The sequence below is a fragment of the Pseudomonas sp. Van50 genome, assembly GCF_055390755.1.
This window is the reverse complement of sequence record NZ_AP024343.1, coordinates 2,326,725-2,347,249: the sequence shown is the minus strand read 5'-3', so window position 1 is coordinate 2,347,249 and position 20,525 is coordinate 2,326,725. Positions and strand designations below refer to the sequence as shown.

Genomic DNA, 20,525 nt, shown 5'->3' with positions numbered 1-20,525 from the left:
CACGCGACGACAAAATTAAAGGGGAGCTTCGGCTCCCCTTTGTGCTTTCCCGGATGTCACATTTCCCCCTGTGGGAGCGAGCTTGCTCGCGATGACGGCGACACAGCCAACCTATCTGTCAACTATCCCACCGCCATCGCGAGCAAGCTCGCTCCCACAGTATTGGGGCTAGTTTTGCTTATCGCGCAGCTCTTCGATGCTGATCTCGCGCATGCGGAATTTCTGGATCTTGCCGGTGACGGTCATGGGGAATTCTTCGACGAATTTGAAATGACGCGGCGTCTTGAAGTGGGCGATGCGCTCCTTGCACCAGGCTTGCAGCTCTTGCTCGCTGGCGCTGTGGCCAGGATGGAACTTGATCCACGCCACGATTTCTTCGCCATAGCGTGAACACGGGATGCCGATCACTTGCACGTCCGCCACCGCCGGGTGGGTGAAGAAGAACTCCTCCAGCTCACGGGGGTAAATGTTCTCCCCTCCACGGATGATCATGTCCTTGTTACGCCCGACGATGCAGACGTAGCCCTGCTCATCCATAGTCGCCAAGTCGCCGGTGTGCATCCAGCCCTCCGGGTCGATGGCATCGGATGTGCCCTTGGGGTTGTTCCAGTAGCCGAGCATCACGCTGTAGCCGCGGGTACACAATTCGCCGACAGCGCCACGCGGGACGAGATTGCCCGCCTCATCGATAATCTTGCTTTCCAGTTGCGGCTGGGTGCGGCCGACGGTGGTTACACGCAGTTCCAGTTCGTCTGAAGGACCGGTCTGCAACGACACCGGGCTGGTTTCCGTCATGCCGTAGGCAATCTGCACTTCGGCCATGTGCATTTCGTTGATGACCCGTCGCATCACTTCGATGGGGCATGTGGCCCCGGCCATGATGCCCGTGCGCAGGCTGGACAGGTCGTAGTCGCCTCGCTGCGGCTGGTCCAGCAGGGCGATGAACATCGTGGGCACGCCATACAACGCAGTGGCTTTTTCTTCGGCCACGGCCTTGAGCGTCAGCAGCGGGTCGAAGGCATCGTTGGGGTAGATCATGGTGCTGCCATGGGTCATGCAGCCCAGGTTACCCATGACCATGCCGAAGCAATGGTAGAGCGGCACCGGGATCACCAGCCGGTCGCCGGCCGTCAGGCCCAGGCTTTCACCAACCATGTACCCATTGTTGAGAATGTTGTGATGGCTGAGGGTTGCGCCTTTGGGAAAGCCCGTGGTGCCGGAGGTGTACTGGATATTCACCGGCTGATCGAACCGCAGGCTGGATTGGCGCTCGGCCAGTTGTCCAGGCGTCACCGCCGCGCCCAGGGCGGCCAGTTGCGACCAGGGCAGGAAGCCTGCCGGTGGCTGGGAATCGAGGCTGATCACACCACGCAACTCCGGCAGGCGCTCACTCTGCATCTGGCCGATCGGTTGCTCTGCCAGCTCTGGCGCCAGCGTTTGCAGCATGGCGTGATAATCCGAGGTCTTGAACGCACCGGCGCACACCAGCCATTGGCATCCGGATTGTTTGAGTACGTATTCGAGTTCGGAAACGCGATAGGCCGGATTGATGTTGACCAGAATCACACCGAGCTTCGCACTGGCGAACTGGCTGATACACCACTGGGCGCAATTGGGCGCCCACACGCCGAGGCGATCGCCGGTTTCCAAGCCTAGCGCCAACAACGCTCGGGCGTGCAGATCGACGGCCTCGGCCAGTTGTTGCCAGGTATAGCGCAGCGATTGATGGCGAACCACCAACGCCTCGCCCTCCGGATAACGGGCCACCGTCTGGTCGAAAACCTCGCCGATGGTTTGGGCCAGCAAGGCCTTGGCCGCGGAACCACGGGTGTAGCTGAGCTGCGAATGCGAACCGGGTTGATCCATGACGCCCCCTCTTGTCTTTATTAGTGGGTGTAGCGGTAACCTGATGCAACAACATGCCTTGGTGGACACTTACTCTGGCCCAAGTTGACGTTAACGTAAAGGGCGATTGACAGCTTCTCACCGCAGGCTTACGTTAACGTAAAGGTGAGAGCCACTCCCCGCTCTCCGCACCCGATAAAAAAGCCAAAGGTGTCCCATGAGCTACCCATCCCTGAACTTTGCCCTCGGCGAAACCATCGACATGTTGCGCGACCAGGTGCAGGCCTTCGTCAAGGCCGAGCTGGCCCCCCGGGCAGCGCAGATCGATATCGACAACCTGTTTCCCGCCGACATGTGGCGCAAGTTCGGTGACATGGGCCTGCTGGGCATCACCGTACCGGAAGAATACGGCGGCGCTGGCCTGGGCTACCTGGCCCACGTGGTGGCGATGGAAGAAATCAGCCGCGGCTCGGCCTCGGTCGCCCTCTCCTACGGTGCCCACTCCAACCTCTGCGTGAACCAGATCAACCGCAACGGCAATCACGAACAGAAAACCAAGTACCTGCCCAAGCTGATCAGCGGCGAACACATCGGCGCCCTGGCGATGAGCGAACCGAACGCCGGCTCCGACGTGGTTTCGATGAAACTGCGAGCCGACAAGCGTGGCGACCATTACGTGCTCAACGGCAGCAAGACCTGGATCACCAACGGCCCCGATGCCAACACCTACGTGATCTATGCCAAGACCGACCTGGAAAAGGGTCCTCACGGCATCACCGCCTTCATCGTCGAGCGCGACTGGAAAGGCTTCAGCCGCAGCAACAAATTCGACAAGCTCGGCATGCGCGGTTCCAACACATGCGAGCTGTTTTTCGATGACGTCGAGGTGCCGGAAGAAAACATCCTCGGCGCGCTCAACGGTGGCGTAAAAGTCCTGATGAGCGGCCTCGACTACGAACGCGTGGTGCTGTCCGGCGGCCCGACCGGGATCATGCAGGCCTGCATGGACCTGATCGTGCCCTACATCCACGACCGCAAACAGTTCGGCCAGAGCATCGGCGAATTCCAGCTGATCCAGGGCAAGGTCGCGGACATGTACACCCAACTCAACGCTAGCCGCGCCTACCTGTATGCGGTGGCCCAGGCTTGCGAGCGCGGTGAAACCACCCGCAAGGACGCTGCCGGGGTGATCCTCTACAGCGCCGAACGCGCCACGCAAATGGCCCTCGACGCCATCCAGATCCTGGGGGGCAATGGCTACATCAATGAATTCCCCGCGGGTCGTCTGCTGCGTGACGCCAAGCTGTACGAAATCGGTGCCGGCACCAGTGAGATTCGTCGGATGTTGATCGGCCGCGAACTGTTCAACGAAACCCGCTAACGGAGCTGACCATGGCCACGCTGCACACTCAGCTCAACCCGCGTTCGCCGGAGTTCATCGCCAACCGCGAGGCGATGCTCGGACACGTCGAGGCCCTGCGCACCCTGCTCGCGCAAATCCGCCAGGGCGGCGGCCTCAAGGCTCAGGAGCGGCACACCTCGCGGGGCAAGTTGCTACCCCGTGAACGCATCAACCGGCTGCTGGATCCGGGCTCGCCGTTTTTGGAAATCAGCCCATTGGCGGCCCACGAAGTCTATGGCGAAGACGTGCCGGCGGCCGGCGTGATTGCCGGCATCGGCCGCGTGGAAGGCGTCGAATGCATGATTGTCGCCAACGACGCGACGGTCAAAGGTGGCTCCTACTACCCACTGACGGTGAAAAAACACCTGCGCGCCCAGACCATTGCCCAGCAGAATCGCCTGCCGTGCATTTACCTGGTGGATTCCGGCGGCGCCAACCTGCCGCGCCAGGATGAAGTGTTCCCGGACCGCGAGCACTTCGGCCGGATATTCTTCAACCAGGCCAACATGAGTGCCCAGGGCATCCCGCAGATCGCCGTGGTCATGGGTTCCTGCACCGCCGGCGGTGCCTATGTGCCGGCCATGGCGGACGAGGCGATCATGGTCCGCCAGCAGGCGACGATTTTCCTCGCCGGCCCACCCTTGGTGAAAGCCGCCACCGGCGAGGTGGTCAGTGCCGAAGACCTGGGCGGTGCCGATGTGCACTGCAAGATCTCCGGCGTGGCGGATCACTATGCCGACAGCGACGAACATGCCCTGGCCCTGGCCCGACGCAGTGTGGCCAACCTCAACTGGCGCAAACTCGGTGAGCTGCAGCAACGCCAACCCATCGCCCCGCTGTATTCGAGTGACGAGCTGTACGGTGTGGTGTCGGCCGATGCCAAGCAGCCGTTCGATGTGCGGGAGGTGATCGCGCGCCTGGTGGACGGTTCGGTGTTCGATGAGTTCAAGGCGCTGTTCGGCACGACCCTGGTGTGTGGTTTCGCTCATTTGCATGGCTACCCGGTCGCGATCCTGGCCAACAATGGCATCCTCTTCGCCGAGGCCGCGCAGAAAGGCGCGCACTTCATCGAACTGGCGTGTCAGCGCGGGATCCCGCTGCTGTTCCTGCAGAACATCACCGGTTTCATGGTCGGGCAGAAATACGAAGCCGGCGGCATCGCCAAACATGGCGCCAAACTGGTGACTGCGGTGGCCTGCGCCAAGGTGTCGAAATTCACCGTGATCATCGGCGGCAGTTTCGGCGCGGGTAACTACGGCATGTGCGGCCGCGCCTATGACCCGCGATTCCTGTGGATGTGGCCAAACGCGCGGATTGGCGTGATGGGTGCCGAGCAGGCGGCCGGCGTGCTGGTGCAGGTCAAGCGTGAACAGGCCGAACGCAGCGGCCACCCCTTCAGCGCCGAGCAGGAAGCCGAGATCAAGCAACCGATCCTCGATCAGTACGAAGAACAGGGGCACCCCTATTATTCCAGCGCACGGCTGTGGGACGACGGCGTCATCGACCCGGCCCAGACCCGCGATGTATTGGGCCTGGCCTTGTCCGCGTCACTGAACGCGCCTATCGAACCGAGCCGCTTCGGCGTGTTCCGGATGTAAACGAGGAATGCCCATGGATAATTTCAACACCCTCGAACTGCACACCGACCCACGGGGCGTTGCCACCCTGTGGCTCAGCCGCGAGTCGAAAAACAACGCGTTCAACGCCGAAATGATCCGCGAACTGATCCTCGCCCTGGACCACGTCAGCAGCGATCCTAACCTGCGCTTCCTGCTGATCCGCGGTCGTGGCAAGCATTTCAGCGCCGGCGCCGACCTGGCCTGGATGCAGCAATCGGCCGAACTCGACTACCACACCAACCTCGATGATGCCCGGGAACTGGCAGAGCTGATGTACAACCTCGCCAAACTGAAAATTCCTACGCTGGCCGTCGTCCAGGGTGCGGCGTTTGGCGGCGCGCTGGGGCTTATCAGTGCTTGCGACATGGCCATTGGCGCCGATGAAGCACAGTTCTGCCTGTCGGAAGTGCGCATTGGCCTGGCGCCGGCAGTGATCAGCCCGTTCGTGGTGCAAGCCATCGGCGAACGGGCGGCGCGTCGTTATGCCCTGACGGCTGAACGCTTCGACGGGCAACGTGCGAAAGAGATCGGTTTGCTGTCGGAAAGTTACCCAGTCGAGACCCTGGACCAGCAGGTCGAACAGTGGATCGACAACCTGTTACTCAACAGTCCGGCCGCCATGCGCGCCAGCAAGGAACTGCTGCGTGAAGTCGGCAACGGCGCCCTTACCCCGGCGCTGCGGCGCTACACCGAAAACGCCATCGCCCGCATCCGCGTCAGCCCGGAGGGCCAGGAAGGCCTGCGCGCCTTCCTGCAAAAACGTGCGCCGAACTGGCAAGCCGAGTCGAATAACAACAAGGAGCCGCGTCGATGAGCGCCCCTGCCCTCACCACGTTGCTGGTGGCCAACCGTGGCGAAATCGCCTGCCGCGTAATGCGCACCGCCAAGGCCATGGGCCTGACCACCGTTGCCGTACATAGCGCCACCGACCGTGATGCCCGCCACAGCCGTGAAGCCGACATTCGCGTCGACCTGGGCGGCAGCAAGGCGGCCGACAATTACCTGCAAATCGACAAACTGATCGCCGCAGCGAAAGCCAGCGGCGCCCAGGCCATCCACCCCGGTTATGGCTTTCTGTCCGAGAACGCCGGGTTCGCCCGGGCGATTGAAAATGCCGGGCTGATCTTCCTCGGCCCACCGGCTTCGGCCATCGACGCCATGGGCAGCAAATCGGCGGCCAAGACGCTGATGGAAACCGCCGGCGTGCCCCTGGTGCCCGGTTATCACGGCGAAGCCCAGGACCTGGAGACCTTTCGCGATGCCGCCGAGCGCATCGGCTACCCGGTATTGCTCAAGGCCACTGCCGGCGGTGGCGGCAAGGGCATGAAAGTCGTCGAGGACGTCAGCCAACTGGCCGAAGCCCTGGCCTCGGCCCAGCGCGAAGCACAGTCCTCGTTCGGCGATTCACGGATGCTGGTGGAAAAATACCTGCTCAAGCCGCGCCATGTGGAGATCCAGGTCTTTGCCGATCAACACGGCAACTGCCTGTACCTCAACGAGCGCGATTGTTCGATCCAACGCCGCCACCAGAAAGTCGTGGAAGAAGCCCCCGCCCCCGGTCTGACCCCGCAACTGCGCCGGGCGATGGGGGAAGCCGCCGTGCGCGCGGCCCAGGCGATCGGTTATGTCGGGGCCGGTACGGTGGAGTTCCTGCTGGATGCCCGGGGCGAATTTTTCTTCATGGAAATGAACACTCGGTTGCAGGTCGAGCACCCGGTCACCGAGGCGATCACCGGGCTGGACCTGGTGGCCTGGCAGATCCGCGTCGCCCAAGGCGAGCCATTGCCCATCACTCAAGCGCAAGTGCCGCTGCTCGGTCACGCCATCGAAGTGCGGTTGTATGCCGAGGACCCGGGCAACGATTTCCTGCCGGCCACCGGGCGCCTGGCGCTGTATCGCGAGTCGGCCGAGGGGCCGGGTCGGCGGGTCGACAGCGGGGTTGAAGAAGGCGATGAAATCTCTCCGTTCTACGACCCGATGCTCGGCAAGCTGATTGCCTGGGGTGAAGACCGTGAGCAGGCGCGCTTGCGGCTGTTGAGCATGCTCGATGAGTTTGTCATTGGCGGGCTGAAAACCAATATCGGGTTTCTGCGCCGAATCGTCGCCCATCCCGCCTTCGCGGCGGCAGAGCTGGACACCGGATTTATCCCACGTTACCAGGCGCAATTACTGCCAGAGCCCAGCGAATTGGATGACGCGTTCTGGTTCGCCGCCGCCCAGGGAGTCGCCTTGAGCCTGGCACCGCACGTACGCGGCGATGACGCCGGTTCACCGTGGGCCAGCACCACCGGGATGCGCCTGGGGTTGCCGAGGGAAACCACCCTGCACCTGAGCTGTGAAGGCCAGGATCGTGCGCTGACGCTGGACGTCACAGCCCATTGCGCGGAACTCGAGGGTGAGCGACTGACGATCGAGCACCACGGTGTGCGCCGCAGCCATCGGGCCATTCGCCAGGTCGACAGCCTGTACCTGCAATGGGAAGGTGACTTGCATCGGATCGACCTGTACGACCCGCTGGCCGCCGCCGAAGCCAGCCACAGCCATCAAGGCGGCCTGATCGCGCCCATGAACGGCAGCATCGTGCGAGTCTTGGTGGGTGTCGGCCAGACGGTGGAAGCCGGGGCTCAACTGGTGGTACTGGAGGCCATGAAAATGGAGCACAGCATTCGTGCGCCCAAGGCCGGTGTGATCAAGGCGCTGTATTGCCAGGAAGGCGAAATGGTCAGCGAGGGCAGTGCCCTGGTGGCGTTCGAAGAATAGGCATCGGCCCGCTCCCAGGGCCGATCCAGTCAGAACCTGATGGTGGCCTGCACCACCACACCGATGATACGGCATTGCTCGGTGTACAGGTTTTTCGGGTAAGTCGGATTGAGCGGAACCAGGTAACGCTGCCCGCTCTCTTCGATCAGTTTGCGAAAGGTCGCGTCACTGCTACCGGGCAGGCAGGCGACCACCAGTTTGCCGGGCACCGCCTCGATGGCCGGATCCACCAGGATCGACATGCCCTCGGGAATGCTCAACCCACTGGGTGCGGTCATCGCATCGCCCACCACCACCAGCCAGAATGCATCGCCCAGGGCGTGGTAGTCCGTCAGTTCGTAGCGCGCCTGGCTGTAGGCGCCGGGATCGCCTTCGCGAACCTCGCCAACCTCGTGCCACTCACTGATCGGGTAACGGAAGTACGGATTGTACTTCTGCGCCAGGGCCATGCCTTCTTCGGTGGAGGTGTCCGGCTCGCGGATCACCATGGCCACTTCCAGAAACTCCAGCCCCAGCTCCCGCAGGACCCGGTTCATGTCGTCGACACTGGGCTGCCGGCGCTTGGTCAGCCAATGGCCGACGCCGCCCTGGGACATTCCCAACCGCTCTGCGAGCACCACTTGCGTGATGCGCAGCTCCTTCATCTTGGCCTTGACCAACTCTATCCATTTATCCATGTGCGGCACGATACGTGGGTGGCTCCGACCCGCAAAACACAAATTGTAGTATTTAAATTGTCGTCACAATTACGGTAAGTACTATTCTGGATTCAGGTCTTCAGCCCCTCACACGGAGATTTTCATCACCATGGACACACCCAATACAGACCAGCCCAGCAGCCCTTTCGACGGCACGTTCCCTTCACTGCAGGATTGCCCAGCAGCCAAACGCGCCCTCGATTACTACTTGAAACCAGGTGTTTCGCCAGCCCAGGCAGAACATCGTTTTTTCGAGGTCAGCCACAGCGTCAGCGCGGAGGAAGCCCTGGTCCATGCGTGCGACCTGCTGCGCTGTGCAGCGGCAACCGCCCATGAGTCGGCCAACCAGTTAGACGGTTCGAGCCGTGACCTGGCATTTTCGGTGGTGCACATGATCGATCTGGTCAAGGTGATGCTTGACCGATCCCTGGATGGCTACCCTACTCGCTAGCGGTAACCCTTGGGAATGTCGTCGCGAACGCGGACGACGAGAAAAAATTTTCCAATCGATGCGATAAAACCATTTGACTTGCAAATGATAATGATTATTATTGCATCAGCTGGTCGCGAGATCAGTCGATAGACCAGAAGACCTTAGGTCGGACTTCTGGAATATCTCCTCATCAGGCTAATCACGGTTTTTGACCCGGCTTTTTGCCGGGTCTTTTTTTGCCGATTTTTCGGCTTATGTCTTCAGGCTAATGAAGTCTTTTTGGGGTGCTGCCAATTCGATGGCGGCGATGATAGCAAATGAATATCCGTTTACAAGCGTCCCCCCGCCACTCGGACGAAAACTATCGACATCCAGCACTTGAGAATCAATTGCAGACTCTCTAAGCTGGCTCGGCGTCCAGGGAGGACGCCCCCTCGTTTAGGTGACGTAAATCGTCCCGGTTTGCCCTTTCTTGCGTGTAAAGTAACGGCCATGAAAATCCTTTCCAGGAATCGTGACCGTGGCTAAATCTTCCTTTGATATCAGTGCCAATTTCGACAGCGGCAACATCGAAGTCGTCGACATCAGCAACCCGTTGCAGTCGTTGCTCAAGATCAGGCCCGACACCCGCAGCGCCCATTTCCAGTGGTTCCACTTCAAGGCCAGCGGCTTGCACGTCGGCCAGGAATATTCCTTCCGCCTGCTCAACGCCAGTCAATCGTCTTACAACAAGGCCTGGACGGGCTACCAGACCGTTGCCTCCTACGATCACGTCAATTGGTTCCGCATTCCGACCCAGTTTGAAGGCGACGCCCTGCGCTTTCATCTGGAAGCCGAACAACCCCACGCCTGGTTCGCCTACTTCGAACCCTACAGCCGTGGCCGTCATGACTGGCTGATCGAGCAAGCGCAACACAAGGCCGGCACCGAGCTATTGGCCGTTGGTAAAAGCGTGGAAGGCCGTGACATTCAATTGCTGCGCAAGGGCAACGGTGCCGAGGGCCGGCGCAAAATCTGGATCATCGCCCAACAGCACCCCGGCGAGCACATGGCCGAGTGGTTCATGGAAGGCGTGATCGAACGCCTCCAGCAGCATGACGATGGGCAACTGAACCGGTTGCTCGCCAAGGCCGACCTGTACCTGGTGCCGAACATGAACCCGGACGGGGCGTTCCACGGTCATCTGCGGACCAACGCCATGGGCCAGGACCTCAACCGCGCCTGGCAGAACGCCAGTTCGGAAATCAGCCCCGAAGTCTTTTTCGTCCAGCAGCAAATGGAAAAGTACGGCGTCGATCTGTTCCTTGACGCTCACGGCGATGAGGAAATTCCCCATGTCTTCACCGCCGGTTGCGAAGGCAACCCGGGCTACACGCCGCGCATCGCCGAACTCGAAGAGCGCTTTCGCAGCCATCTCAAGCATCAGACCAAAGACTTCCAGACCGCTCACGGCTACACCCGCGACGAACCGGGCCAGGCCAACATGACTCTGGCCTGTAACGCGGTCGGACAGAAATATGACTGCCTGTCCCTGACCCTGGAAATGCCATTCAAGGACCATGACGATCACCCGAACCCGATCACCGGCTGGTCTGGCAAACGCTCGATGCAACTGGGCAAGGATGTGTTGAGCACCATTGAGGCCATGGTTGACCAATTGCGCTGATCCAACGACCTGATCAACCCTATCCTATCCAAAGTGGACACGCTGGGTGGGAGCGAGCTTTGCTCCCACCATCATCCAAGTCCCCTGAATCCCTGTGGGAGCGAGCTCGCTCGCGATAGCGGCGGGTCAGCTTGCAGAGATATTGGCTGTGCTGCCGTCATCGCGAGCAAGCTCGCTCCCACAGTATTTTGAGTCGTTCACCCACTTCAGCCCTTGCCGCGCAACATACTGTCCAGCACCTCATCCCGGCGCACCCACGCGTGAAACAGCGCCGCCGCCAGATGCACCAGCACGGTCAGGAACAACAAGTAAGCCAGGTACCCGTGGGCCTTGCGCAGCAGTGCGAACGTCTGGGCGTGGGCGGGCAGGATCGAGGGCAGTTGCAGCCAGTTACCGAGCATCACCGGATCCCCCGCCGCCGAAATCATGCCCCAGCCCAACAGGGGCAGAACCAGCATCAAGGCGTACAACAACACGTGGGAGACGTTTGCCGCCAGCACTTGCCAGCCCGGCAGATCGGCCGGCAGCGGTGGTTGGCGGGTAGTGAAACGCACCACCAGGCGCACGATCACCAACAACAAAATCGCGATGCCCAATGGTTTGTGCAACTGCAGCAGCCATTCATGGCGCGCGGACACCGAAGCGACCATGCCGGCGCCGATAAACAGCATGGCGATGATCATCAATGCCATCAGCCAGTGCAGCAGCCGAGCCAGCGGTGCGAAGTGACGAGGGGCTCTCATGGGCGGGACTCCTGGGTGGCGGGCAATTGGCTCACTTCACTGGTACGGCGTAGATAGGAACTGGCATAAGCAGCGGAACGCGCGACCAACAGCGGATCGTCAGACCCTTCGATCCCTTGGGGCAGGATCAGCGGGTCATAGTTGATGTCGCGGCATTCACCGTTGTCCTGCGCCTGGGTGCGCTCCAGCACCAGCGTGCCGGCGTTGAGCACCTTGCGGTCAGCGGGCCAGGCCTTGCTGGCGTCGTTCACCGGGTCCCCCGGGTTGGCCAAGGTGATGTTCAGTTGCCAGCGCAACGGCCCGGCGGCGAGACGCGTCGCCAAGTCGTGTTCAAGGAAGTCGGCACCTTGAGGTGGCGTCGCATCGGCAACGCCCTGGCTCAGTGGTACCACGCCCCAGCGCACGGCCTGGCGCTGCCCGGCGGGGTTGACCAGATAGAAGGCGTTGATGCCGTTGTAGGTTTCGGTGGCATAGCTGGCCGACGGCTTGGCGGTCTTGATCCATTGCAGGAACGGCACGGCTTCGGGATGGGCGGCAAAGAACGCCGGTACGGCCGCGGGATTCGGTTTCCCTGTGGCAGGGTCCGGCGACTGGGCTTGCTGGAGCTGGTAGAAGGCTTCGGGGGTGCCCACCGGAAACACGGGCATGCTGTTCATGCCGGTGCGCCATTGCTGGCCGTTGGCCTGGGTAAAACGCAGCGCCAGGCTGCGAATCGGCACACTGCCGTCCGGTGCATAAGGGTTGCCGCTGGGCAAGGCGAAACGTCCAACCACGGGCGTTTGCGGCAGCGAGAACACCTGGGCGCTGGAATAGGCGCTGGCCTCGCCCGAGCTTTGGAAATAACCCGCGACGCAGACCCCTTTCGAGTGGTTGCGTCGAAAACCCGGGTGAACGCCGTTGTTTTTTTCCAAGACATTGACCAGCGCTTCCGGTGTCAGGCGCTGTGGGTCAAGGCTGCCATTGACGTAGGCAAACAGCCCGGCCAGCGCGGCGACAATCACGGCAATGCCGCTCAGGCGCAGTGTCAGGGCGACGGCACTCAAGGGCGGCCGGCTCGCCGAGGGAGAAGGATCAACCATGAGAAAGCTCCAGGGCACGAGGCCATTTGTTGGAAAGGATCCGTCAGACGAAGGCCTGGCAGGTTTATTCCCACGCCTCGTATTTATTTTTCCTGCACTGGAATAATCTCGTTCGCGGATCGTCTTTCCAGTCCCGGCGCAGTGACTGCCTACAGAAGCTACCTTCCATGAATGCACTCGACGAACAGTTGCGCGAACTCCTCCCTAGGCTACGGCGCTTTGCCGTGTCGCTGACGCGCAACCCAAGCAACGCCGACGACTTGGTGCAGATGTGCCTGGAACGGGCGTTGTCCAAATGGAACGACAAGCGCCCGGACGGCGATCTGCGAGCCTGGCTGTTTTCGATCCTGTATCGGCAGTTTCTCGACGGCCATCGCCGCTCCCGCCGCTACGCACGCATGCTGGAATTTTTCACCGGCCGCGACGATGCCCACCCTTCGGCCGAACGCAGCGTGATCGCACAGTCGTCCTTGCAGGCCTTCGATCAGCTCACGACGGAACAGCGTGCGCTGTTGTTATGGGTGTCGGTGGAAGGCTTGAGTTACCAGCAAGTCGCCGACATCCTCGGCGTACCGACCGGCACGGTGATGTCCCGCCTGTCCCGCGCCCGCCAGGCCCTGCGCCAACTCAGCGATGGCGAAATCACCCGCCCCACCCTGCGGATACTCAAATGATCAGCATGCCCCCCAGCGAAAGCGACCTGCACGCCTACGTCGATCGTCAACTGAGCGAGGCCGACCAGCGCCTGGTCGAGACCTACCTGGCCAACCAGCCCGAAGTCGCCGCCCGCGTCCGGGCCTGGCAACAGGACGCGCAGCACCTGCGCACGGCCCTGAGCGGAGCCTTGCAACAACCGTCCAACCCGGACCTCGACCCGGCCATGATTCGCCAGCGCCTGAAACATCGCTCCCATCGCCACCTGGCCAGCGCCGCGGTGTTGTTGCTGGCCGTCAGCGTGGGTGGCTTCGGTGGCTGGCAGGCGCGGCAAATGACCCTGCTCAGCGCCGTTGCGCCCATGGCCGATGCCCTCCAGGCGTACCGGTTGATTGCCCAGCAGGGCATCCTTCCAGCCGATTACCAGAGCGGCGACGAGCAGCACATGCAAGATTGGCTCGACCGCTACTTCACCCAGGCCGACCGACTGCCCGACCTGTCCGGCGCCGGCTTCAAACCGGTCAGCGGGCGCTTGCTCAGCACCGAGCAAGGCGCGGCGGCGATGGTGGTCTATCAGGACCCGAGCGGTCAGAAAATCAGCTTCTACGTGCGCCCACCCGGCCCGAAAAACTTCCTGCTGCCCCGGGGCAGTCGCCGCGATGGCGAGTTGCAAGCCGAGTACTGGTCCGGGCCGGGCTACAACTATGCGGTGGTCATACCGAGTGACACGCCGACGATGCAAAGACTTAAGCAGACATTGGACTTCTGATCCGCGCAGATCCCTGTAGGAGCGAGCTTGCTCGCGATAGCGGTGTGTCAGTCAACATCATTGCTAACTGAACGGCCGCCATCGCGAGCAAGCTCGCTCCCACAAAGGGATCCGCGGTGATCTTGAGGCAGTGTTCACCCCTGCCCAAACACCTGCGAAGGCCTGCGCAGCAGCGGGTCGAACGGGTTGATCCGCGGCCCGATCAGGGCCGCCTCGCGCTTGAGCATGTCCACCACCGTCGGCAGGCGATCGGGCCCCAACCGGTCGCTCACGGTTGCCACGCTCAAGGCGGCCACGGCCCGGCCATCACGGTCCAGGATCGGCACAGCCACCCCGGCCATGCCTTGCAATACGCCGGTGTTGCGCCCGGCATAGCCCAGCGCGCGCACGTTCTGCACTTCCGAACGCAAGAAGACTTCGTCGTACAGATGGAAATCCTTGAGCCGTGGCAGGTTGTATTGAATCACCGTGTCGCGCTCCTCTTCCGGCAGGAACGCCAGGATCGCCAGGCTGCCCTGCCCCACGCCCAACGCCACGCGGCCACCAATGTCACCGGTGAACGTGCGGATCGGAAACGGCCCCTCGCTGCGGTCCAGGCAGATGGCATCGAAACCACTGCGGGCGAGCAGAAACAGCGAGTCCCCCAAGGACGCCGACAACCGCAGCATGGCCGGACGCACCAGGTCGCGCAGGTTACCGGTATTGCCGGCACGGGCCGCCAGGGCGAAGAACTCCAGGCTCAAGCGATAGCGTTTGCTGCGGGCATCCTGCTCGACCATGCCCTCGTCCATCAGGCTGCGCAGCAAGCGATGCGTGGTGGGCTGGGACAGGCCGATGCGCTGGGCCAATTGAGTCACTCGCTCGCCGCCTTCGACGGTGTCACCCAAGCTGCGCAGCACGGCAAACAACCTGGAGACCGCTCCGACACCGACTTCGCCCTTGTAATTATTCCGATCAGTGGAATCAACCATGTAATTTCTCATTATTAAATTTACTCACTGAATGAAACTGAAAATAGTCTTCATCTCAGTGAAATAGTCCATTGAGCCCATCCTATTCTTCGTCCTACTCTTCGTCCAGACAGGGGCGATTCGAACAACAGCGGCAGCCGACTCAAGGTCGAGCGCCAACGCACCCCAGCAGCACCCTTTCGTATCTGCCCATACAAAAAAGCGCGCCCTTGCGGCGACGCATAACAATCCCAGGTGGAGCGCAGCGATGGCTTTTGTGCAACTTGAAGGACTTGGCAAACGCTACGGCGACATCGACGCCGTGGTCGCCACCAACCTGTCGGTGGAAAAAGGCGAGTTTGTCTCGCTACTGGGGCCTTCCGGCTGCGGCAAGACCACAACCCTGCAAATGATTGCCGGCTTCGTCGAAGTCAGCAGCGGGCGCATCCTGCTGGACGGGCGCGACATTACCCACGCCAAGCCCGCCAGCCGTGGCCTGGGGGTAGTGTTCCAGAGCTACGCGCTGTTCCCCCACATGACCGTCAAGGACAACGTCGCCTTCGGCCTGCGCATGCGCAAGGTGGCCAACGCCGAACTGCAACAACGGGTGGACCGGGTGTTGAAACTGGTCCGCCTGGACCGCCACGCCGACCGCTACCCACGAGAACTCTCGGGCGGTCAGCGCCAACGCGTGGCACTGGCCCGGGCTTTGGTGATCGAACCGCCGGTGCTGTTGCTCGACGAGCCGCTGTCCAACCTCGACGCCAACTTGCGCGAAGAGATGCAATACGAGATTCGCCGCATCCAGCGCGAAGTCGGAATCACCACGCTGATGGTGACCCACGATCAGTCCGAAGCCCTGTCGATCAGTGACCGGGTCGTGGTGATGCAGGCCGGGCGCATCACCCAGATCGACGCGCCGTACACCCTTTACGAGCACCCACGCACCGAGTTCATTTCCAGCTTCGTCGGCAAAGCCAACCTGCTGCCCGGCGTGCGGGACAGTGCGGGCATCGTTCAAGCCTGCAGCCAGGCCGATGGCGAGCTGACCCTGAGCCTGCGCCCGGAAAAAATCGACTTGTGCGAGGCCGGTTCGGGGCGACTGCAAGGCACCCTCGTCAGCCGTTTTTTCCTGGGCAGCCAATGGCTGTACGGCGTGTCCACCGGCCTGGGTGAGCTCTGCGTGGTGCGCCGCAACGACGGCTCGGCGCCCTTGGTCGAAGGCACGGCGGTGGGCCTGGACTGGGATCCGGCACTGCTGCGGGTGCTGAGCGTGGACGAGGTACCGGCATGAAGCTGATCGATGCGATGCGCCGCGGTCGGCAAGGCTACCTGATGTCCGCGCCGGCCCTGGCCTTGTACCTGGGCTTGCTGGTGATTCCCTTGGGCTTGACCTTGGTCCTGTCGTTCAACGTCTTCGACTACAGTTCGGGCATCGACGGCGACGCCTATACCTTCGAGCACTACACCAGCCTGCTGGGTGATCCGTACTTCTACGAGATCTTTTTGCGCACATTCTGGATCAGCGCCCTGACCACTGTTTTGTGCGTGCTGATCGGCGTGCCCGAGGCGTACATCCTCAGCCGCATGGGCGCGCCATGGCGCTCGATTTTCCTGATTCTGATTCTCACGCCGCTGCTGATTTCGGTGGTGGTGCGGGCCTTCGGCTGGAGCCTTTTGCTCGGTGCCGACGGCCTGATCAACCAGGCCCTGCAAGCCCTCGGCAGTGCGCCAATGAAGCTGCTCTATACACCGTTCGCCGTGGTCATCGCCCTGGTCCACGTGATGTTGCCGTTCATGATCATTCCAGTCTGGACCTCGTTGCAGAAACTCGACCCGGCCGCCGAACAGGCCGCGCTGTCCCTGGGGGCGAGCCAGTTCACGGTGATCCGCAAAATAGTGTTGCCGCAAATCATGCCCGGCGTGCTGTCCGGCACCCTCATTGTGTTCGGCCTCGCCGCCAGCTCCTTCGCGATTCCCGGCCTGCTCGGCGGACGGCGCTTGAAGATGGTCGCCACGTTGATCTACGACCAGTACCTGTCGGAGCTGAACTGGCCGATGGGCGCGGCCATCGCCGTCGCGCTGCTGCTGCTCAACCTGCTGATCATGCTGTCGTGGAACCGGATGATCGAAGGCCGCTACAAGAAGTCATTGGGATAATTCGTCATGTCCAGAAACGGTCCTTTCGCGCTGCTGTTCCACGCCTTGGTGGTGGTCTTCATGCTCGCGCCGCTGGTGGTGGTCTGCCTCGTCGCTTTCACCCCGGAAAACACCCTGAGCCTGCCGACCACCGAGTTTTCCCTGCGCTGGTTTCGCGCGGTGTTCGAACGCGCGGATTTTGTCGACGCGTTCTACAACAGCTTGGTCCTGGCGTTCTGCGCGGCCTCCCTGGCGACGCTGATTGCGGTGCCGGCGGCCCTGGCGATCACCCGGCTCGCGTTCCCGGGGCGGGATTTCTTCAACGGCCTGTTCTTGTCGCCAATCATCATTCCGCACCTGGTGCTGGGGGTCGCCTTGCTGCGCCTGTTCGCGCTGATGGGCGTGAATGGCAGCTTCGCCTGGTTGATCTTCGCCCATGTGCTGGTGATCACGCCGTATGTGCTGCGCCTGGTGCTGGCCTCGGCCATCGGCCTGGACCGCAGCGCCGAACAGGCCGCGCAATCGTTGGGGGCCGGGCGCTTCACGCTGTTCCGGCAAATCACCTTGCCAATGATCCTGCCAGGGGTGGCCGGGGGCTGGCTGCTGGCGTTCATCAACAGTTTCGATGAAGTCACCCTGTCGATCTTCGTCACCTCGCCGGCCACGCAAACCTTGCCGGTGCGCATGTACGTGTACGCCACCGAATCCATCGACCCGATGATGGCGGCAGTGTCGGCGCTGGTCATCGGGCTCACCGCACTGACCATGATTCTGCTCGACCGGGTCTATGGCCTGGATCGGGTCCTGGTAGGCAAACAATGAGGGTGTCATGGCACTGCTGAAACGACTGGCCGAAGGCGACCGCCCGGCCCTGGACTTCACCCTCGACGGCCAGCCCGCCACCGGGCTGCTGGGGGACACGCTGCTGACCGCCGTGCTGACCTGCAGCGAACACCTGCGCGGCAGTGACTTCAGCGCCGAGCCCCGGGCCGGCTTCTGCCTGATGGGCGCCTGCCAGGACTGCTGGGTGCGCCTGGGCGACGGCCGCCGCGTACGCGCCTGCTCGACCCTGCTCGAAGCCGGGCAGCACATTAGCCGCGAACCGGGGCGCCAGGTATGAACATTGTCGACAGGCATGGCCTCATCGCGAGCAAGCTCGCTCCCACAGGGGATTTGCGGCGTGCACAAAACCAATATCCACAACAGATCCCATGTGGGAGCGAGCTTGCTCGCGATGACCGTTTCGACAACCCCACACATCCCCCGGCCCTGCCCGTGAGGTGGCGATGAAACCGATAGCCATCATCGGCGCCGGCCCGGCCGGTATCCGCGCCGCGCAGACCCTGGTCGCCCACGGCCTGTACCCGGTCCTGCTGGACGAAGCCGCTCTCGGTGGCGGGCAGATCTATCGGCGCCAACCGGCCAATTTCAAGCGCTCGCCTAGCGAGCTCTATGGCTTCGAAGCGCACAAGGCCAACGCCGTCCACCAGACGCTTGACGCGTTGCGCAAACAGCTCGATTACCGTCCCGACACCCTGGTGTGGAACGCCGAGGCCGGCCTGCTCGATACCCTGCATGAAGGCCGCGCCGACCGCCTCGAGTACGCCAGCGTGATCGTCGCAACCGGCGCCACCGACCGGATCCTGCCCGTGCCGGGATGGACCCTGCCCGGGGTATACAGCCTGGGCGCGGCGCAGATTGCCCTGAAGTTCCAGGGCTGCGCCATCGGCGAACGGGTGGTGTTCGCTGGCAGCGGTCCCTTGTTGTATCTGGTGGCCTATCAATACGCCCGGGCCGGCGCCAATGTGGTCGCCGTCCTCGACAGCTCGCCCTTTGGCGCCCAAGTCCGCGCCCTGCCCGGCCTGCTGGCACAACCGGCCACCCTCGCCAAGGGCCTCTACTACCGCGCCTGGCTGGCCGCCCGCGGCATCGCCGTGCATCAAGGCGCGAGCCTGACACATCTGGATGGAGAACGTCGGGTGCAGTCGCTGCAATGGCGCAATGCAAGCGGTAAACACACCCTCGACTGTGACGCGGTGGCCTTCGCCCACGGCTTGCGCAGCGAAACCCAACTGGCCGACCTGCTGGGCTGTGCGTTTACCTGGAACGCCCTCAACCGCGCCTGGCTGCCTCAACGAGACCACGCCGGGCGCAGCAGCGTGCCGGGGATTTACCTGGCCGGTGACGGCGCCGGGATCATGGGCGCCGACGCGGCGCAACTGGCTGGTGAACGGGCGGCCCTGGCCTTGCTCGAAGACCTCGGCTACTCGACCGACCCGCAGCGTTGCACGCAACTGGAAGAAACCCTTGAACGCATCGGCCGATTCCGGGAAGGCCTGGAGCGCGCCTTTGCCTTTCCTGAACACTGGGCCGCCGACGCAGCCGATCACCTGATGATCTGCCGCTGCGAAGAAGTCAGCGCGGGCGATATCCGCCGGGTAGTGGGCGAAGGCCATTGGGAGATCAACCGGGTCAAGGCCCATTGCCGGGTCGGCATGGGCCGCTGCCAGGGGCGGATGTGCGGCGCCGCTGCCGCGGAAATCATTGCCTGCGAAAGTGGCCGCGCCGTCGCCAGCATCGGCCGCTTGCGGGCCCAGGCGCCGATCAAGCCCGTGCCGTTCGGCCTGGAGGTCGAGCCATGATCGAAGTGGATGCAGTGATCATTGGTGGCGGTATCGTCGGCGCCTCGGCCGCGTTGTTCCTGAGCCAGGCCGGACGCCGGGTGGCGTTGCTGGAGCGCGACTTCTGCGGCTCGCACTCCAGCGGCGTGAACTACGGCGGTGTGCGCCGCCAGGGCCGCCCCCTGTCGCAACTGCCCCTGTCGCAACGGGCCCATGAAATCTGGCGCCAGTTGCCCCAATTGATCGGCATCGACGGCGAGTACCAGCGCAGCGGTCATCTGAAGCTGGCCCGCAGTGCTGAAGACCTGCAAGCGCTGCACGACTACGCCGTCGCCAGCCAAGGCTTCGGCCTGGAGTTGCAACTGCTCGATCGCACCGCCCTGCGCCGGCGTTTTCCGTGGGTCGGCGCCGTCGCGGTCGGGGCGTCGCTGTGCCCGGATGACGGCCATGCCAATCCACGCCTGGTATCCCCAGCCTTTGCCCAGGCCGCTCGCCGGCAGGGGGCGCAAGTCCATGAACAATGCACCGTCAGCACCGTGCTGCACGACGGCCAACGCTTTGTCGTACACACCGCAATGGGCCTGACGTTCCACGCGCCCTGGCTGCTGAACTGCGCCGGAGCCTGGGCCAGCCAGTTCGCCGCGCAATTTGGCGAAGCGGTACCGATGCACGCCGGGCACCCGGCGATGCTGGTCACCGAACCCTTGCCCCTGATCATGGACGCCAGCACCGGCGTCGAGGGTGGCGGTATCTACGCCCGCCAGGTCTCGCGCGGCAACTGCGTACTGGGAGGCGGCCAAGGCTTTGCCCTGGATGCCGCTCGCGCCCGGCCCGGCCAGAACGCCGTGCTGGAAATCCTGCGCCAGGCCGTCGAGCTCTACCCGTTTTTGGAAGGCGCCCAGGCGATTCGGACCTGGAGCGGCACCGAAGGTTACCTGCCCGATCGCCAACCGGTGATCGGCCACAGCAGCACCCAGCCCGGCCTATTGCACGCGTTCGGCTTTGCCGGCGCGGGCTTCCAGATCGGCCCGGCGGTGGGCCAGGCGCTCACCGAGATCATCTGCAGCGGGGCTTCGACCACGCCGCTGGATGCGTTTTCCATCACCCGGTTTCACTCCATCTCCGTTGCTTGATAGAGGAAGGTCGC

At 62.7% G+C, this 20,525-nt stretch carries 19 protein-coding genes; 14 read left to right on the top strand and 5 right to left on the bottom strand.

Features of this window, described 5'->3' with window-relative positions; genetic code table 11:
- Positions 1-168: 168 nt before the first annotated feature.
- Positions 169-1,866, bottom strand: a complete 1,698-nt coding sequence (locus ACZ5M5_RS10390; RefSeq protein ID WP_464738979.1) for an AMP-binding protein — start codon at positions 1,864-1,866, stop codon at positions 169-171.
- Positions 1,867-2,062: 196 nt separating this feature from the next.
- Here ACZ5M5_RS10390 and ACZ5M5_RS10385 point away from each other — a divergent pair, with 196 nt between their 5' ends.
- The 4 genes from ACZ5M5_RS10385 to ACZ5M5_RS10370 are packed head-to-tail and all read left to right on the top strand — an operon-like array spanning position 2,063 to position 7,626.
- Positions 2,063-3,226 (top strand): isovaleryl-CoA dehydrogenase, encoded by a 1,164-nt coding sequence (locus ACZ5M5_RS10385; protein ID WP_060738296.1) that lies wholly within the window; start codon positions 2,063-2,065, stop codon positions 3,224-3,226.
- Positions 3,227-3,237: 11 nt separating this feature from the next.
- Positions 3,238-4,845, top strand: coding sequence for a carboxyl transferase domain-containing protein (locus ACZ5M5_RS10380; protein WP_464738978.1), 1,608 nt, complete (start codon positions 3,238-3,240; stop codon positions 4,843-4,845).
- A gap of 13 nt (positions 4,846-4,858) precedes the next feature.
- Complete coding sequence (locus ACZ5M5_RS10375) at positions 4,859-5,680, top strand: gamma-carboxygeranoyl-CoA hydratase (RefSeq protein WP_464738977.1); 822 nt, start codon at positions 4,859-4,861, stop codon at positions 5,678-5,680.
- A complete protein-coding gene (locus tag ACZ5M5_RS10370; RefSeq protein WP_464738976.1) occupies positions 5,677-7,626 on the top strand; it encodes an acetyl/propionyl/methylcrotonyl-CoA carboxylase subunit alpha in 1,950 nt (649 codons plus the stop codon). The genes ACZ5M5_RS10375 and ACZ5M5_RS10370 overlap by 4 nt, the downstream gene beginning before the upstream one ends.
- 29 nt (positions 7,627-7,655) lie before the next feature.
- On the opposite strand, the gene ACZ5M5_RS10365 is transcribed toward ACZ5M5_RS10370, so the two are convergent.
- Positions 7,656-8,303 carry a LexA family protein gene (locus ACZ5M5_RS10365; protein ID WP_060738300.1) on the bottom strand — a complete coding sequence of 216 codons (648 nt, stop codon included), beginning with the start codon at positions 8,301-8,303 and terminating at the stop codon, positions 7,656-7,658.
- 130 nt (positions 8,304-8,433) lie between these two features.
- Between ACZ5M5_RS10365 and ACZ5M5_RS10360 the strand changes: the two genes are divergently transcribed.
- Together ACZ5M5_RS10360 and ACZ5M5_RS10355 are read left to right on the top strand one after the other, a co-directional pair.
- Positions 8,434-8,775: a DUF6124 family protein gene (locus ACZ5M5_RS10360; RefSeq protein ID WP_060738301.1), complete on the top strand. Its 342-nt coding sequence runs from the start codon at positions 8,434-8,436 to the stop codon at positions 8,773-8,775.
- Between the two features lie 496 nt (positions 8,776-9,271).
- On the top strand, positions 9,272-10,423 hold the full coding sequence (locus tag ACZ5M5_RS10355; RefSeq protein WP_464738975.1) for a M14 family metallopeptidase: 1,152 nt from the start codon (positions 9,272-9,274) through the stop codon (positions 10,421-10,423).
- 206 nt (positions 10,424-10,629) lie between these two features.
- Here the strand turns inward: ACZ5M5_RS10355 and ACZ5M5_RS10350 are convergent, their stop codons facing one another.
- Positions 10,630-11,166 carry a cytochrome b gene (locus ACZ5M5_RS10350; protein ID WP_464738974.1) on the bottom strand — a complete coding sequence of 179 codons (537 nt, stop codon included), beginning with the start codon at positions 11,164-11,166 and terminating at the stop codon, positions 10,630-10,632.
- On the bottom strand, positions 11,163-12,245 hold the full coding sequence (locus ACZ5M5_RS10345; RefSeq protein WP_103309885.1) for a catalase family peroxidase: 1,083 nt from the start codon (positions 12,243-12,245) through the stop codon (positions 11,163-11,165). The genes ACZ5M5_RS10350 and ACZ5M5_RS10345 overlap by 4 nt, the downstream gene beginning before the upstream one ends.
- A 167-nt stretch (positions 12,246-12,412) precedes the next feature.
- Here ACZ5M5_RS10345 and ACZ5M5_RS10340 point away from each other — a divergent pair, with 167 nt between their 5' ends.
- Together ACZ5M5_RS10340 and ACZ5M5_RS10335 are read left to right on the top strand one after the other, a co-directional pair.
- On the top strand, positions 12,413-12,919 hold the full coding sequence (locus ACZ5M5_RS10340; protein WP_092175321.1) for a sigma-70 family RNA polymerase sigma factor: 507 nt from the start codon (positions 12,413-12,415) through the stop codon (positions 12,917-12,919).
- Entirely contained in the window at positions 12,916-13,668 is a 753-nt protein-coding gene (locus ACZ5M5_RS10335) for an anti-sigma factor family protein (RefSeq protein ID WP_060738306.1), read from the top strand. The genes ACZ5M5_RS10340 and ACZ5M5_RS10335 overlap by 4 nt, the downstream gene beginning before the upstream one ends.
- Positions 13,669-13,802: 134 nt before the next feature.
- On the opposite strand, the gene ACZ5M5_RS10330 is transcribed toward ACZ5M5_RS10335, so the two are convergent.
- Complete coding sequence (locus ACZ5M5_RS10330) at positions 13,803-14,639, bottom strand: IclR family transcriptional regulator (RefSeq protein WP_464738973.1); 837 nt, start codon at positions 14,637-14,639, stop codon at positions 13,803-13,805.
- Between the two features lie 247 nt (positions 14,640-14,886).
- Between ACZ5M5_RS10330 and ACZ5M5_RS10325 the strand changes: the two genes are divergently transcribed.
- The 6 genes from ACZ5M5_RS10325 (at position 14,887) to ACZ5M5_RS10300 (ending at position 20,511) form a co-directional block, all read left to right on the top strand.
- The gene (locus ACZ5M5_RS10325) at positions 14,887-15,912 is read left to right on the top strand and encodes an ABC transporter ATP-binding protein (protein WP_464738972.1); all 1,026 of its coding nucleotides are present in this window, start codon (positions 14,887-14,889) and stop codon (positions 15,910-15,912) included.
- Positions 15,909-16,778: an ABC transporter permease gene (locus ACZ5M5_RS10320; RefSeq protein ID WP_060738309.1), complete on the top strand. Its 870-nt coding sequence runs from the start codon at positions 15,909-15,911 to the stop codon at positions 16,776-16,778. Before ACZ5M5_RS10325 ends, ACZ5M5_RS10320 begins: the two co-directional genes overlap by 4 nt.
- 6 nt (positions 16,779-16,784) lie before the next feature.
- Positions 16,785-17,579 carry an ABC transporter permease gene (locus tag ACZ5M5_RS10315; RefSeq protein WP_060738310.1) on the top strand — a complete coding sequence of 265 codons (795 nt, stop codon included), beginning with the start codon at positions 16,785-16,787 and terminating at the stop codon, positions 17,577-17,579.
- 7 nt (positions 17,580-17,586) lie between these two features.
- Positions 17,587-17,877 (top strand): (2Fe-2S)-binding protein, encoded by a 291-nt coding sequence (locus ACZ5M5_RS10310; protein ID WP_003199964.1) that lies wholly within the window; start codon positions 17,587-17,589, stop codon positions 17,875-17,877.
- 166 nt (positions 17,878-18,043) lie between these two features.
- Positions 18,044-19,399 carry an FAD/NAD(P)-dependent oxidoreductase gene (locus tag ACZ5M5_RS10305; protein WP_464738971.1) on the top strand — a complete coding sequence of 452 codons (1,356 nt, stop codon included), beginning with the start codon at positions 18,044-18,046 and terminating at the stop codon, positions 19,397-19,399.
- Entirely contained in the window at positions 19,396-20,511 is a 1,116-nt protein-coding gene (locus tag ACZ5M5_RS10300; RefSeq protein ID WP_464738970.1) for an NAD(P)/FAD-dependent oxidoreductase, read from the top strand. Before ACZ5M5_RS10305 ends, ACZ5M5_RS10300 begins: the two co-directional genes overlap by 4 nt.
- The last annotated feature ends 14 nt before the right edge of the window (positions 20,512-20,525 follow it).